The 16690-nt window shown below is 44.0% G+C and carries 10 protein-coding genes; 4 read left to right on the top strand and 6 right to left on the bottom strand.

Annotated elements, in window-relative coordinates; translation table 11 throughout:
- Positions 1 to 9: 9 nt before the first annotated feature.
- The 6 genes from J5X94_RS10050 to J5X94_RS10025 form a co-directional block, all read right to left on the bottom strand.
- A complete protein-coding gene (locus tag J5X94_RS10050; RefSeq protein ID WP_210541160.1) occupies positions 10 to 2250 on the bottom strand; it encodes an ATP-binding protein in 2241 nt (746 codons plus the stop codon).
- 71 nt (positions 2251 to 2321) lie between these two features.
- Positions 2322 to 3212, bottom strand: coding sequence for a substrate-binding periplasmic protein (locus J5X94_RS10045; protein ID WP_210541159.1), 891 nt, complete (start codon positions 3210 to 3212; stop codon positions 2322 to 2324).
- 421 nt (positions 3213 to 3633) lie between these two features.
- Positions 3634 to 4893, bottom strand: coding sequence for a multidrug effflux MFS transporter (locus J5X94_RS10040; RefSeq protein ID WP_210541158.1), 1260 nt, complete (start codon positions 4891 to 4893; stop codon positions 3634 to 3636).
- A gap of 234 nt (positions 4894 to 5127) precedes the next feature.
- Positions 5128 to 5940: a crotonase/enoyl-CoA hydratase family protein gene (locus tag J5X94_RS10035; protein WP_210541157.1), complete on the bottom strand. Its 813-nt coding sequence runs from the start codon at positions 5938 to 5940 to the stop codon at positions 5128 to 5130.
- Positions 5941 to 6106: 166 nt separating this feature from the next.
- Positions 6107 to 9694, bottom strand: coding sequence for an ATP-binding protein (locus tag J5X94_RS10030; protein ID WP_210541156.1), 3588 nt, complete (start codon positions 9692 to 9694; stop codon positions 6107 to 6109).
- A 169-nt stretch (positions 9695 to 9863) separates the two neighbouring features.
- Positions 9864 to 10001 carry a hypothetical protein gene (locus J5X94_RS10025; RefSeq protein WP_210541155.1) on the bottom strand — a complete coding sequence of 46 codons (138 nt, stop codon included), beginning with the start codon at positions 9999 to 10001 and terminating at the stop codon, positions 9864 to 9866.
- Between the two features lie 267 nt (positions 10002 to 10268).
- Between J5X94_RS10025 and cysM the strand changes: the two genes are divergently transcribed.
- The 4 genes from cysM (at position 10269) to J5X94_RS10005 (ending at position 16636) form a co-directional block, all read left to right on the top strand.
- On the top strand, positions 10269 to 11228 hold the full coding sequence (gene cysM / locus J5X94_RS10020) for a cysteine synthase CysM (protein WP_210541154.1): 960 nt from the start codon (positions 10269 to 10271) through the stop codon (positions 11226 to 11228).
- Between the two features lie 24 nt (positions 11229 to 11252).
- Entirely contained in the window at positions 11253 to 12077 is an 825-nt protein-coding gene (locus J5X94_RS10015) for a 3'-5' exonuclease (protein ID WP_210541153.1), read from the top strand.
- A 68-nt stretch (positions 12078 to 12145) separates the two neighbouring features.
- Positions 12146 to 13687 (top strand): 23S rRNA (uracil(1939)-C(5))-methyltransferase RlmD, encoded by a 1542-nt coding sequence (gene rlmD, locus J5X94_RS10010; RefSeq protein ID WP_210541152.1) that lies wholly within the window; start codon positions 12146 to 12148, stop codon positions 13685 to 13687.
- A 396-nt stretch (positions 13688 to 14083) separates the two neighbouring features.
- Entirely contained in the window at positions 14084 to 16636 is a 2553-nt protein-coding gene (locus J5X94_RS10005; RefSeq protein ID WP_210541151.1) for a RelA/SpoT family protein, read from the top strand.
- Positions 16637 to 16690: the final 54 nt, after the last annotated feature.

Here is a 16690-nt window from a genome sequence, read left to right as displayed (position 1 = left end):
TATCCTCAATTAAGCTTTAGGCAAGGTAATGGTAAAGCGAGTCATTTTACCAAGCTCACTATTGACGTTGAGCTTACCGTCATACTCTTTTACTTGTGCTTTGATAATATCCAAGCCAACACCGCGACCACCATCTTCATCAGCGTGTTCTTTGGTCGAGAACCCTGACGTAAACAGTTGCTTTAATAGCTCACCCTGACTCATTTGAGCAGTAGCTTCTGCATCAAAGCGACCTTTGGCGATGAGTTTTTGGCGAATGCTGTCGTAATCGATACCCTGTCCGTCATCTTGCAAAGTAATAACGAGATCGCGGCTATCACTCTGTATTTCTAGATCAATAGTACCAACGGCTGGTTTGTCAGCTGACTGACGTACCGCAGGCGTCTCAATACCATGTACCACAGCATTGCGTAACAGCTGAATACTTATTTCTTTGACGACATTTTTAAGATGGGCTGGTATCGCCGTGTGCGCTAACGTCTGACTGCTCAACTGCACTTGCTTACCTTGTCTTGCCGCGATATCTTGCGCAAAACTTTGATAATAAGACAACTGATCATCATCCGACTCATCACTCAAATCAATATCAATATCATTACCGCTTGCCACAGGCATACTCATGGCTGACTGATGCGTTGATTGGTTTTCGCTAGCGGTTGATGTCTTAATGTTTGATGCAGGCGTGACTGATGATGCTACCGATTGGGTCGCATGAGTATTGTTTGTTGCACTGACACTTTTTGGCGTGGCTTGGTTGATACGCTCACCCAATGTTTCGATGGTATTAGATAGGCTAAGCAAATCATCTAAATGCACTGCTAACGGCAAGAAGTTATTACCCGATAATTTGCCTTGGTTTTGCAACGCATCCAGCTTGTCTTCCGCATCGGATGCAATCTTAGTAAAGCTGTGCAGTTTCAGCGCAGAAGCTTCACCTTTTAGGCTGTGCATTTCACGATAAATGGCTTTTAATTTACCTTCGAGCTCAAATTGTGAGCTACCTGGGTTTTTCAAAATGTTATTCATCTTGTCGATGTGCGCTTTGGTATTGGTAATAAATTCGTTAATGATTTTTGGATTGACGTTTAAGATGGTTGTTAACATCTCAATCTGCATGTCATTTTGTGAACGCTCTTTTTCTAGGCGCTGTTCTAAATATACGGCGTCTGAGACGTCATTGACGTTGACGAGAATACGAGCGATATCTTTATTTTCATAAACCCGCGAAAACTTGAAGTCTAAATAACGACTGTCGGCACCATCTGCTCCGTGAGCATTGTGCAACATGACTTTGTTCAGTGGGTTTAAAGAATCGACCAGCTTTTCTTTCACACGCGGATTATATAGCTGCTCAATGAATTGGCGAGTGGTATTTAGGTCTTTATCAGAAATACGACCACGCAAGACATTGGTAAAGTTTTCTCCTGCTAAGGTGTCAGCACCGATAATGTTGGTCAGTGCGCGAGAATGCTGCTGACCGATATTCAAATCTTTGTCTAGCAAGAAGAGACCCGTATTCACCGTCTCCATAATTTCTTGGGTTTCACGACGAGCGGCCAAAGCTTCTGCATCGGTATCACGCAGACGACGAACGAAGAAGAAAACGAAAATCAAGAAGTAAGCGAAGATAGCTGCAACACCCAATACCTGAATCAAACGGATGGTATCGGCTTGGCGCTCAGTTTCTTCGTAAACCTCTTTTGTCAGCTGATCCAAAGCAGCATTCATTCGCAGACTAGATGTTTTAGCTTGCTCATAAGCCAGCGCTAACTCATCTGAAGAATCAACTCGAATGTCATTAGCACCCTCAAGATAGGTTAAAATTAGTGGTTTTAGATTATCCCAATCTTGCTGTGCCTCTTCTAAAGCAGCCACTTCAGTTGCTGTGTTTATATTAGGGATCTGATAGGTATTACCGGCACTGTCAACATACTCAGAACCCTCACGCATACTAACAAGTAATCGATCGATATCTTGAGTGTTATTTTCGAGCCTTTCCCTAACACGTGTTTGATGAGGAGAGTTTATATGTTCACCTACGCTACTTTGTAAATCGAATAAATCTTTGATAATAACTTGAGCATTATTAGCGGTTTTATTAGATATATTTACTAGCGTAGTATTGCGCTCTAAAACGCTTGAAGTATAAAACGTAAACGCTAGCAAAACTCCAATCAATGCCAAGAAGGCAACAATCGACAGAATCAAACCACGGTAACGGGAATTACCGCTCTTAATTGAAGCAGTCATAGCACATTCCTTTTAATATAGATAAATTTATATTTAATAGTTGTTTAAGCTGAGATCATAGGTGCTATCGCTTATTGCACTGTAGACTGCTGTAAAATCTGTTGCTGCTGTAGAGAGATTTTGGTCAAATCCGTACCGAACCATTTAGTCGTTAGTTTCGCATAGGTACCATTTTCTTTTAGCTCTGTTAACCCTGTATTAATTTGCTTAAGTAGTTCTGGCTTACTCTTATCAATAAGAAATACTTTACGAGCGCCATCTGCTTTGATGCTTTCATAATCAAAATACACTGGCTTTAGAGTTGGCAAATCGTTTAGGGTATAGCGCAGTACCCCTGAATCATCTACCACTGCATCAACTTTATCTTGTGCCATCGCTTCTACTGCTGCAAACGTCGTTGGATATTGCTCCAAAGCTCCAATTTTATAGTTACCTTGCGCCAGATATTCATAAGGTTCAGAACTGCTTAATACCCCTACTCGCAAATCACTGAGATCATTTAAGGAATTAATATTTAGCGAGCTTTTTAAATATACAAGACTGGTAGGAAGCGGTGCATAGGCATCAGAAAGCAAGTATTTGCTAGCACGATCATTACTATATGTCAGTCCAGCTGCCACCATATCTCTACTTTCATTATCCAAGTTATCAAACAACCTTTCCCATGGGTCGTTATAAACCTCAACTTTAAACCCTTGATCTTCACCAATATGTTGCATTAGCTCTATATCGAATCCAGTGACATTGCCATATTCATCCTTAAACTCATAAGGTGCATAGTTTGCTTCAGTACCGACTTTTATTACTGGCGCAGTATCAGGTAGTTTACTGACAAACTCATCTTTACTTTCTGCTGCTATCGCCTTGCCAGTCGAGTTGGCGCTCTCTTGTGTAGAAGAATTACCACATCCGAATAAGCCAACACTTAACACAATCGGTAACATCCGATATATTTGCTTCATATCCCATCCTTAAAGTTTAAGGTTTTTCTAAATTTTAGTGAATAACAATCTAGCAAGGTCGAATAATCATTAAATAATATTTGCTTACAGAAAGTTACTTAGGATGATAATTGAGCAACTCTGTGATTGCAATAATTATGTTTAGAGAATACATACAAATTGTTATATATAGCAAAGGCCGCATATATAAATATTAAACATAAGTATATTTATTTACGCTTTATCGTATTTTAATATCTAATAAAAAGCATTATTTTAATTTTATAACGGACATTTGTTTATTTTAATAAGTAAAAATGTATATACATTTTTTTAGTACAAAGCACACAAAAAAGCACTCACAACGCCTTTGACGTTTGAGTGCTTTTTAGGAACTAAGTAAGGCGTGATTTAATTGATCATTTAATGACTCATTTGGGACTTATTCGGCATCATCAAGATTTAAATTACGATCTATCTGCCAAATCAAAAAGCAACCGAGACTCATTAAAGAAAACATGGCAATACCGATTTTAAGTACTGGATTGACCGGAAATAGATTCAACAATAAACCGCCAAAAATACCCACGGAGAACATAAGAGAGCCTTGCAATGCACTTGCCATACCTGCGCGGCGTTTTTGGAAGGCTAAAGCAATCGCAGAAGCATTCGGCTGCGTCAAACCAAGACCAGCAATACAAAAGAAAATACAGACCAATACTAGTGGTAGCCAGGCATCAGTACCTAAAAACAGACCTATCACGAATAGCACGCCTGCAGAAATAACCTGCATCATAGCACCAAAACGCAGAATACTCAGGATACGAAAGCGATTGGTGAGCCATTGGTTCAGCTGCGTTAAAGCGACAAAACCAGCCGCATTCATGCCAAAGAGCCAGCCAAAATGGGTCGCCGATACCCCATACGTATCCATGATCAATTCAGAAGCCGAGCTGATATAAACAAACATCGCTCCCATCAACAGACCGCCACCAATCGCAGGATAGCTAAAGGTGCGATCTTTCAGTAAGTCCCAGTATTGACTCAGGACTTCTTTGGCGGGACGCACATTACGGTTTTCTTCAGTTAGTGTTTCAAAAAAGAAAAATTTGGTAAGTAATAAGTTGAGCGTGCCAAAAGCCGCTAAAAACCAAAAAATAGAGTGCCATGTAAAAAAACGCAAAAATACCGCACCAAGTGATGGCGCTAATATCGGCGCTAAGCCCATCACCAATATCATGATAGAAAAGGCTTTGGCAGTTTGTTTGGCTGTTAGGCGATCGCGAATCGCGGCACGGGTAACCACAGCCCCCACGCAAGCCCCCAGTGCCTGAAGGGTACGTCCCACAAACAATACATATTCATCGTTTGTGGTTGCACAGATGATGGATGCGATGACATACAACGTCATACCTATATATAGAGGTTTGACGCGGCCAACACGATCACTAAACGGACCATAAAACAGCTGACCAAACACTAAGCCCAAAAAATACGCTGGCACAGAATTGGCCATAAAGGCAGTGGATACACCAAAGTCATCTGCCATCGATGGTAATGCTGGCAAATACATATCAATAGACAGCGGCCCTACTGCCACTATGAGTCCGAGCATCATGATCCATGCTACAGGCAAATCGGCAGAGCGCACTCGTTCAGAGGCAAGTGGTTTATTGGGCAAAGAAGGCTTTGGAGCAGACATAGTGAGACCGTTTTGTATAATGGTTATTATTTTATTATTCAGGCTTTGCGTGTGGCCAGTTTTTATTCAGGATAAAGGTATTCAAAATAAAAAACTGGCAGCAAATCAATAATGCATATTTATGCACAGATACACAAGCAGACAGTGTTATATCTTACTGTCTGCTTGTATTTCAATAGCCATATGATGTTAATAAAACAAACACTAACAACTTCTCAAGAAATGTCTAAGATTCTAACGGAATTGGCGCTTGGCAAATGCAGTGCTGGCTTGCTTGGCTTTTCTGAGCGCAAGCTTACGGTTGCGACCTAACATCATCTTTAGCTGCCAGACTTTTTCTTGATATAACGTCAACGCTGATTGTTCGTACATCGCATTGATGACACGCTTACTGGCCAGTACGGCATCTGGTGAGCGCTCTGCAAATTCAGCAGCGAGCTGTTGTGCTTGTGCTAAGGGTGTCTCGCTACAGTGACTGACGAGACCTAACTCTTTGCCTTCGGTTGCATCAATCGTACGGGCACTCATCGCCAGCTCTTTTAAGACATCGACGCGAACCACGCCCAATGCCGACTGGGTCAATCCCATATCAGGCACGAGCCCCCACTTGGCTTCCATAATAGACAAATTACAATCAGGATGACTGATGCGCACATCACACGCCAGCGCCAGTTGTAGCCCTGCACCAATACAATACCCTTCTAGTACCGCAATCACAGGGACAGGCACATCACGCCAAACCAGACAGACACGCTGAAAAAGGCTCTGCCAAGGTTTCATTAACTCCCAAAGTGCAAAAGCTTTGTTTTTTGGGTGGTTTAAGTCGCTCAAATCGATACCTGCACAAAACGTATCTCCAGCACCATTCAAAATCACCGCACGTATCGTTTTCTCTTTACCAATGCGACTTGCTACTTTGATCAACTCATCTATCATCTGAAAACTCATGGCATTCTTTTTTTCAGGGCGGTTTAAAGTAACGGTTAAAATATGGTCAGTCACACTCACTTGTAACGTTTTATACTGGTAAGTGGCAATCGCGTTCATAACAATCCTTATTAATAAATAAAATAAATATGCTGCTAATGATGCCAATATAACAGGGTTATATCTGCCATATCTTATGAATAACTGACTGTCAGGATACCACCCATCCATCAATCAATAGAAAACGGCCAATTTGCAGACAAAACCATCTGATATATTAGCTGCCTCAAATCATCTTCCACGTCATATCATTTTCACTCAGACGATGATAATTCAGCTGCGCATAAGACGATAAATCCAGCGCTTGTAAGTTATTTAATGCCGTTAATAACGCTTCATAATACGGCTCAAGCATCGCAAACTGTGCAGGCGTAGTGTGCTGAATATTCAACAAGCTCTTGTCTTCCAGATCTTGGCTGGCCTGACGTAGCTCTGGTACACCAGTATAGCGACTACCGCCTAAGATACGATGGGCAATTTGTGCAAGAGCACTACGGTCACGGGCATCCCACGCTTGAGTGAGGGCGCGTTTTTCCTCATTGATCGTATCGAGCATCATAATTATGAGCTTGGCTGCGAGATCCGGTTTATTCGCTGATCGAGTCAACGCATCTTGCCAGTCTAAGATATGGGAGGTGTTCGTATCATTAGCGCTTAGGTCGAGGTTTATATGCTCGTCTAACTTATCCTCGGTACTTGCTAGTACCTCAGGGTTGCTGCTGCCTGATATTTGGTACGGAGGGTACAGTAGCGATGCTTGTCTTTGCTGTTGATAGCGTAAGCTTTCATAGCGTGGCTGGCTTTCGCGTAGCGTTCCTTGTCTATAGTCTTCACGAGGCTGGCTGTCCTTTAGATAGTCATCACGGATTTTTTTTAATGATAAAGGTCGGGTTACTTTTTGCGGATTGATAGCTTCGGACACCTGACCATGATAATCGTCACTACCTTTAACCATCGGATAAGCCGGTGCTGTAGTGCCTACATACGAACCTAAAGGTTTTTCCACAGCGGTATTCGTTAAAGGGTCACTTTGCACATCAAAACCTTTTGCATCAAAATCTTTAGTAGCGATATCAGTACCGATATCAGTACCAACATCAGTACCGATATTTTGAGTATCAGCATTTTGAGTACCAGCCTCTTGTTCTGCATTGGCTTCAGTCACAGCGGTTAACTGCGGCACTGTCGTTGTGCGTCCTAGCCATTTTTGTAGCACTTGTAACAACTGTGGTTGGCTAATGGGCTTACCCACATAATCGTTAATGCCACTCGCCATAAGCTTGTCGCGCTCGTCTGCCAATCCATGTGCCGTCAACGCAATAATAGGAATACGATTATCAGCATTCTCGATATTACGAATCTGTCGAGCGGCTTCATGCCCTGACATCCGCGGCATTTGTATGTCCATAAATATCAAGTCGATGCTGTTTTTATCCTGATTACTGGTTTTACTCTGAGCATTGGTTGTACTCTGAGTAGTGCTTTTGTCTTCATTATTGCTATCTTCAGAGTATAGGGAACTGTTGGCGGCTTTACCCACTTCGTCGCGCGTTTCCGCTTTTGAAATTTGGGTCTTTTTCGACAAACTTTGCTTATCAGCTTTGGCGGTTTTGATATTTTTGGTTTGTTGCTTGCTGATAAGCTCTATGGCTTCAAAACCACTATTCGCCGTAATCACCTGAATGCCAAGCTCACTGAGTAAAGCATCGAGCACCAGTAGGTTGGGCAGATGGTCATCAACTGCCAGCACGGTCACGCCTTTCCAGCGCGGCTCTTGCATATTTTTGGGTGCGCTGCGCTTCTGCGTATCAAGCATACCGTAGAGCTGGCGTTTGTCTAACGGCTCATACAATATATTGGCATGATAACGATTTAACAGCGCTTGATCGGCAGCGACCTGATAACCAAACACCGCCAGTTTGCCTTGATAATGCAGACGAATCTGTTTGAGCAGCGCCATCATATCGTCTTGTTTGTCATCATCGACGATGACCCAATCCCAATAATTGCCGCGCTCTTTTAGTGACTCAAGCACGCCTGGCAACGAATTGGCTTGGGTCAGCTTAATCGGTAAGTATTGCAAGCTGGCTTTGAGTACCTGTATCGAAGCAGGATGATTAATCCATACCAACACATTAAACTCATCCGTGGCACTTGCCAGCGGTGCTAACACGGGTAGCGCAATCGTCTGCCCAGTAGCCGCCTCTAGCACATCGACATGGGCTGGCATTCGAAACCAGAACGTCGCGCCTTGATTGGCAATGTTCTCTTGTGCATTATCATAAAAACCAATATCACCGCCCATCAAACGGGTTAGTTGCTTGGAGATAACCAGACCCAGCCCTGTACCACCATACTGGCGGGTAATTGATGGATCGCCTTGGCTAAAGCTTTGGAACAGCATTTTTTGATCGGCCAAAGAAATGCCTTTACCACTGTCTTGTACGCTAATCATCAAGTAATTGTCGCGATGGTCATCTAAGCTGACACGCACCACCACATCGCCACTGTCTGTGAACTTAATGGCATTGCCCACGATATTGGTCAGTACTTGTTTGAGGCGCAAGGCATCACCATTGACGCGCATGGGCACATCATTGTAGAACAGCACCGCCATGCGCAGCCCCTTTTCTGAGGATACCGGCGACAGCATGTCGACCACGTCATAGATGGTGTCATACAAATCAAATTCATGACGATCGAGCACCAATTTGCCCGCTTCGATTTTAGAAAAATCCAAGACATCATTGACCAAAGCAAGCAAGTGCGCTGACGATTTTCGTATGGTCTGCACATACAAGTCTTGTTCAGGATTGAGCTCGCCATGACGCGCCAGCAAATTAATAAAGCCGTCAATACTGTTAAGCGGTGTGCGCAGTTCATGGCTGATATTGGCCAAAAATGCAGATTTGGCTTGGCTGGTTGAGATGGCGGCATCACGTGCATTTCTAATAGAAATGTTTTGCATTTCCATCTCATCAAAGGCCAAACGCAAGTCATCTTCGGTTTGCTCAGCATGGTCCTTAAGCTCTTGAAAGCTACCATGCAAACGGCGTAGAGTCCTAATTAAATCCTGTTGTAATAAATTAAGCTCACCAGTGGACTCGACCGAAGCGGGTTGGTATAGATTGTCGACATGGGTACGTTGTAATTGTAGGCGCAACTCATAAATTGGTGCAATCCAACGTTTTGAATAAATATTCAAACTCAGCAACAAGATTAAAATAGTAAACAAGCCAGTAATGACCAGTGCCATGGCGATGCGGTAACGGGCGATATAGAGCGGCTCGTTGTCCATATCAATCATCAACCACAGCTGCTGACCGTCAAAATCACCCAGCATGCTGCCATAGGCGGTACCGATAGGTGTTGGCTTTTGCGATAAAAACTCCCCTGTCGTGGCGATCAGAGGCCACGCTTCATTCGCCCCATAGCCTACCGTCACCAGTACTTGATTGCCCTCATCAATAATCGCAATACGCTGTACATGCTGCTCAGACTGCATACGCCCAAGCCTATCTTGGAGGCCGCTGAGTGTAACAGCCGATTTTTGCGGTGCCTCACTTGTATTGACCTCATCTATCGCTTGCTGACGCTGCTGCTCTAGTAGTTCGGGAATACGCTCGGCAATCGTGGGTGTATAACGAATAAGCATTGCCTCTGCTAATGCTTCTTGCTCTGAGTTGCTGGCACGCATGGTTTCGTGAAAGACCAAGATACCACCGACCGCTGCTAATAAACAGATCGGCAAAAACACCAATATAATCAGCTGACCATAAGCGCTACTGGTATCAAAACGTTTCTTGTATGCCATACTGGGGTTACTCTCCACTGATATTTTTGCGATAAATACTCATGCTGCTTTCACGTCTTATGCCGCAGCCAATAACTGGTGCTCGATATTATCTTAACAGGATTTTATGAATGGCTGTTAAACATTCATAGCGCCTACCTTAACCTTTATAATCCTGATAAGAGAACCCTCATCCATTGCTAACGTTGACAATCGCAAGGTTTAAATATTTGATAGGGATGGCAATGCGTTTACCAATAATACCTGATGTCATCAGCGCGGCTGAAAACAAAATGATATAATGACGCAACTTTTTATTTGTCATCATTTATACCTCGTCATATGACCAGATTAACGGCGTAATTACGACCCTCGCACTAATTGACTGGCTGACGATTGAGTAACAACCTTTATAGTAGCAGTCTCATAATTTATCGGGATGGTATCAAGCGATTGTTGGACGATAACAACAGTGTGTTAATCAGCAAGCCCTTATTTAAAATGCGGTGCTTCAGACGACTGTTAAATGAATAACGCCCTAAAAAATACCTAATATTAAAGAAATTGTCCTCTAAAAAACCAATAAGGATACCTTATGTCCACGACGACCACGTCAAATGCCAACTTTATCACGCAAGTGACTGCCCTTGCCGATTGCGTCGGTCAAACACCATTGGTGAAGCTTCAGCGTCTGCCTGAGCAGGAGTACATTACAAACGGTGCGGTTTTGCTCGCCAAACTTGAGGGCAATAATCCTGCTGGCTCTGTCAAAGACCGCCCTGCTTTTAATATGATTTACCAAGCAGAACAGCGCGGCGACATAAAGCCTGGAGATATGCTGATTGAAGCCACCAGTGGCAATACAGGCATTGCGTTGGCTATGGTCGCTGCGATGCGTGGCTATCCGATCACCCTACTGATGCCAACCAACTCGACTCAAGAGCGCAAAGACGCCATGATTGCTTATGGTGCGACGTTGATTGAAGTGGATGAAGGTATGGAAGCGGCGCGTGATTTGGCATTGCAGATGCAAACGGATGGCAAAGGCATCGTCTTAGATCAATTTAATAACCTCGATAACAGACAAGCCCATTATCTAACGACTGGCCCTGAGCTATGGGCGCAAACTGCGGGTAAAATCACCCATTTTATCAGCTCGATGGGCACGACTGGCACCATTACTGGTGTCTCGCAATACCTAAAAGAACAAAACCCAGCGATCAAAATCATCGGGCTGCAACCTGACGAGGAAGCGTCTATTGCTGGTATCCGCCGTTGGCCTGCCGCTTATATGCCGGGTATTTTTGATGCAGACTTGGTCGATGAAGTGATGGATATTGACCAACATATCGCTGAAGTTTATATGCGCAAACTGGCCAAAACCGAAGGTATATTCGCAGGCGTATCTTCAGGCGCCGCTGCATGGGCTGCCGTACAGGTGGCTAAAGAAAACCCTGATGCCGTTATCGCCTTTATTGTCTGTGATCGTGGAGACCGTTATTTATCGACGGGGCTGTATAGTATCGATGACAGCGTAGACAATGCAGCACCATAATCTCGAAATTAATTAGGTTTATCTATGTCACACGCCCTACCCTCCGACCCTATATTGGTCTTTGATATTGAAACTGTCGCGGATACAGCTGCCGCGCGCCGTATTTACCCGCAGCTGGCGGATCTAAATGATGCGGACGCACTGAGCGCATTGACAGCGCTACGTACACAAGAGGCTGGGCACGATTTTATGCGTTTGCCGCTGCAACGTATTGTTTGTATTTCGGCGTTATATATAAAAGCTGGCAAGTTGTCGTTGTTTTCGTTGACTGCAGATAAGTTCAGCGAAAAGGACATTCTCGTTAAATTCTTTCGAGCGTTTAGTGACATTGAAAAATTGCCACAGCTGATCAGCTGGAATGGTTCAGGTTTTGATATTCCGGTATTGATTTACCGCGCCATGCAGTATGACCTTTCAGCACCATGGCTGTTTGAAGAAGGCGAACGCATCAAAAACATGCGCTTTGATAATTATGTCAATCGCTTCCATACTCGCCATCTTGATTTAATGGACAGATTTAGCCAATACGGTGCCAGTCGCCGCGAAGCGATGGATATCGTCGCAAGCTTGTATGGACTTCCCGGCAAAACCAGTGTCGATGGCAGTATGGTTGGCGATCTTGTCAGCAATGATGATTGGCAGACGCTGTCTATTTATTGCGAGTCTGACGTGATGAATACCTGGCTAATTTATCTGCGCTGGCTGCGTTTAACGGGTCAACTGTCCTCACAAGATTTTGATGCTTGGCAGCAGCAAAGCCATGACTATCTAGCAAAATACACCCAAGCCGATGGCAGTGCACGTCATCAAGAATTTATTGCTGATTGGTCATTTACGCCGTCAGTATAAGCATGATTCGTTGTACCAATCTCCGTACTCACCTTTTCAGTTATTTATTATTTATTTAAGGCAGGTTTATGCAACCCACCGATTCAAAAACATCTACCGCAGCTGATGCAACGCTGCAGGCGAACGATACCCAAACCATTACCATCCCGCCTAACAAGAAAAAATCCAAACCGTCATCAAAGACCCGTCGCCGTCTAAAAGAGGCTGAACCCTTACCGTTTAATATTGATGGATTGTCGCATGATGGTCGCGGCGTGGCAGTATATGGCAATGGCTTAGGTGAAGCAGAAGGTCATGCCGTAGACAAGCACGGTAAAAAAGTCTTTGTCAGCTTTGCTTTGCCGGGTGAAAGCGCTTTGGTCAAGCTTACCAATAGCCGAACCAGCTTTGAAGAAGGTGACGCGATCAGCATCACTGCCAACCCAAATCCTGAACGTGTGGTACCGCCCTGCCCGCACTTCGGTGTCTGTGGTGGCTGTAGCTTGCAGCATTGGCAGCCAGATGCTCAGATTAATTTTAAGCAGTCTGTCCTTGCTGAAATGCTGATGCATCAAGCCAAAGCCGAGCCTGATCATTGGCTAGCACCTGTAATCGGCGATCGCCTCGGTTATCGCACCAAAGCAAGAATGGGTGTGCGTTATGTGACCAAAAAAGAAACCGCCTTGGTGGGCTTTCGTGAACGCTCAAGTAACTTTTTGGCTGAGCTAAATGAGTGTCATATCTTAGATCCCCGTATTGGCTTTGAGCTTGAAAATTTAAAAACCCTTATCAGCACTCTAGAGAGTCGTGACAAGATTGCCCAGCTTGAATTGGCGATGGGTGAAGAGATGCCAGAGCTACCAGATGGCAACCAGCCAGTCGCCCTCATTGTGCGCAACTTAGCGCCGTTATCTGATGCTGATGTAGAGAAGCTAAAGGTGTTTTTTGCCGCGCGCAATTGGCAGCTGTATTTACAATCAAAAGGCGTTGACAGCATCCAGCGTATCGCCTTGACGGATGCTGATGACCTGAGTCAGAAATTTGGACGTTTGTATTACCAACTGCCAGAATACGACCTTACTTTTGAATTTATCCCAACAGATTTCACTCAAGTTAATCTGTCGGTGAACCGTCAGATGACCAAACTTGCTTGTGATTTATTAGATCTAAAAGCCGGTGAACGCGTACTTGATTTATTCAGTGGTTTAGGTAACTTTAGCTTGCCATTGGCACGATTGGTTGGCGAGACTGGCTCTGTCGTCGGTGTTGAAGGTAGCGAAGCGATGACCGCACGCGCCGCTGACAATGCACGTCGTAATGGTATCAATAACACTGAATTCTATAGCCAAGACTTAACGCAAGACTGTACTGATAAGCCTTGGGCCAATCAAGGCTTTGATGCGCTATTGATCGATCCGCCTCGCTCTGGTGCATGGGAGATTATGCAGTATCTGCCGAAGTTTAACGCCGAGCGTATTGTCTATGTCTCTTGCAACCCTGCAACGCTCGCCCGCGATACAAAAGCATTATTAGAGCAAGGCTACCGTCTGACTCATGCTGGCGTAATGGATATGTTTTGTCATACCGGACATGTTGAGTCCATTGCGCGCTTTGAAAAGGTCGCTAATTAACGTTGGTTTTTTCGCATATTTTCTTGTATGAGTTACTAGGCATGCTATCAACACATTTTGCCTATTCATAAATTAGGTCAAAGTATGCTATTAAAGTAGCCGATATGTTAATCGATATGTTAATCATAGTGACATGAGCATTACAGAGCCTCTCTTGATTTGTCGTCTTAAAATGAGATAATAATAGTCGTTCTTTCTATGCTTATTTAATCAGCATACAGCAGTTATTAACACTCATAATCTTACATATTCTACATACAACTCTATGGCTGCTAAAAATGGATTTTTAGCGGCTGTATTGATTTCTAGTTGCCGACTTATATATTGTATAAGTTTGGGTTTCGTACGTAGTAGATGAGGTTATAATCAATTCGAAATAGCTAAGAGGAGTCGGCTATGGTAAAAATTCGTGAAGGATTACCGTTGGTAGATGGACAGACCACACAAGCCGACAGTGCGACGTTAGCGGCACAACTGGTTGCGAGTCAACGCTCTCATCAGTCTGCTAATAGCTATGCTCAAATTCCACTCGATATCAAATACCAACTGGCCACTCACAAGCTGCATACGACTTTTGATCGCTCCGCACAGCATGCTTACCACAGTCATGACCCAAATCTTGAAAATGAGTATTTGGACAACCAGCTTTTAGATGATGCTCATATTCTCTCAGAAGAGGAGCTTGAAGCAATCGATCTAGACAATGCCAATATCGATGTCCCTGCGTGGTTAGATAACGTGGCCAAGCGTATCGGCCAAGAGTCTGTGCCCAACCTCAGCGCTGCCTGTGACTTTATTCGTAGTCATATGAATACCAGCGAATCTGAGCGCTCCGGTGCTTATGTCACTGGTATCGGTATGACTGATATATTGACCTACCTTTATCAAGATGAAGATGCGCTGGTTGCTGCGATGCTCTATCGCAGTGCCCGAAAATCAATCATCAGTCTGACTGAAATTGAGCAAAAATTTGGCAAAGAGATATCCACCTTGGTCAAAGATACTTTGGCAATGGGTAAACTGTCGGAAATTATCGAAAGCAACAAACGCTTAGAGGATCACTTCGTAAACAATCAGCGTGACCAATTATCAAACATCTATAGCATGCTCATCTCCGTCACAAATGACGTGCGTGTGGTGCTTATCAAGCTGGCTGAACGTACCTTCGCCATGCGCGAATTGACCTTTTCTCACTTAGAGCGGCAAAATCGAGTGGCACGTGAGGTCATGACGATCTATGCGCCACTAGCCCATAGATTGGGTATTGCCCAACTAAAATGGGAGCTTGAAGACCTCGCCTTTCGATATCTCGCCCCTGAGCGTTATAAAGAAATAGCCAAGCTATTGTCAGAAAAACGCAGCGAACGTGAGTCTTATATTCAGCGTGTGCAAGATAAGCTCAATGAAGCCTTGGCAGAAGCAGATATCGCGGGTGAAGTGTCAGGACGCGTCAAGCACATCTATTCTATTTATCGAAAAATGAAGCTCAAAGGCTTATCCTTCGATCAGCTTTACGATATTCGTGCACTGCGTGTTTTAGTGACCAATCCTTCCGACTGTTATCACGTTTTAGGATTGGTACATGGTCTGTGGCGCTATATCCCTGAACAGTTTGATGACTATATTACCAACCCTAAATCAAATGGCTATCGCTCGCTGCACACGGCGGTGATTGCCGAAAACAAATCGCTTGAAGTACAGATTCGTACCCATGAGATGCACTTTGAGGCTGAGCTTGGCATGTGCGCGCATGTCAATTATAAAGAAGGGCTAAAAAACAAAAAAGACAATTATCTCAACCAGAGAATCAGCTCACTGCGTCAACTGCTTTCTATCAATAATGAAACACGTAATCAGCCACGCTCATCCATGTTGACTGGTGATGAGCTAGAAGAAATAGAGTTCGACGAAGAAGAGCAACTGGTTGATTTTGATGAGCTTGAGCGCATTTACATCTTTAGTCGTGACGGTGATATTACCGAACTTCCAAAAGGCGCGACCGTTCTTGATTTTGCCTACTATGTACATACTCAGGTCGGTAACCGTGCGCAAGCCGCTCGGGTCAACCAACGCTATGTGCCTCTGACTTATCAGCTCAAAACTGGTGAGCAAGTTGAGATTATTACCAAAGCTTCTCGCGAGCCCAATCGTGATTGGCTGGTTGCCTCACTTGGTTATATTCATACCAATCGAGCACGCTCAAAACTGCGTCAATGGTTTAACAAGCAAGACCGCGACAAAAATATTGAGATCGGTCGGCACATGCTGAGTAAAGAGCTGGAGCGTTTATCCGTCCACCCTAACAGTATTGATTTAAATGATTACACTCAGTTTTTTCACGTCAATAATACAGACGACGTCATTGTTGGTTTGGTCACAGGTGATATCAGCCTAAACCAGCTGACCAGCCATATCTCTCGTCAGCTACACTTAGAGCCAGAGAGACCTGAGGAAGATTTCACACCCAGTGTCGATGCTAGAGATGCTGGCAAAATTGATGCCTATAAAATTCATATCGACGGTCTGGACAATATCGAAGTCAACTTAGCAGGCTGCTGTCATCCTGTACACGGTGAGCCGATTGCAGGTTACATCACTTTATCACGCGGCGTTAGTGTACATAATCGGGGCTGTCCAGAATATTTGCGCCTTATAGAACGTGACCCTGAGCGCCAGATAGATGCTGCTTGGCGCGTAAAATCAGGTCGTTACCAACCCGTAGACATTCATGTAGAAGCTTATGATAGACGTGGATTGTTGCGCGACTTAACTCAAATTATTGACAAAGAAAATGTCAATATTCGTCAAGTTGAGACCCTGAGCAATGATGACAATATTGCCTTTTTAAAGTTTCATATTGAGGTGTCAGGATTGGCGCATTTGTCCAAACTCTTAGCCAAACTTGAACAGCAGCATGGCATATTACATGCACGGCGTGCGGTTGCTTAAGTAAAATGCTAAGGCTTTGTGCAAACCTATCCATTTAATAATCGAGTTATTACC

The organism is Psychrobacter sp. K31L (genome assembly GCF_017942195.1).
GTDB lineage: Bacteria > Pseudomonadota > Gammaproteobacteria > Pseudomonadales > Moraxellaceae > Psychrobacter > Psychrobacter glaciei.
The sequence above is the reverse complement of the archived record's forward strand: the minus strand, read 5'-3'. Positions and strand labels throughout refer to the sequence as shown.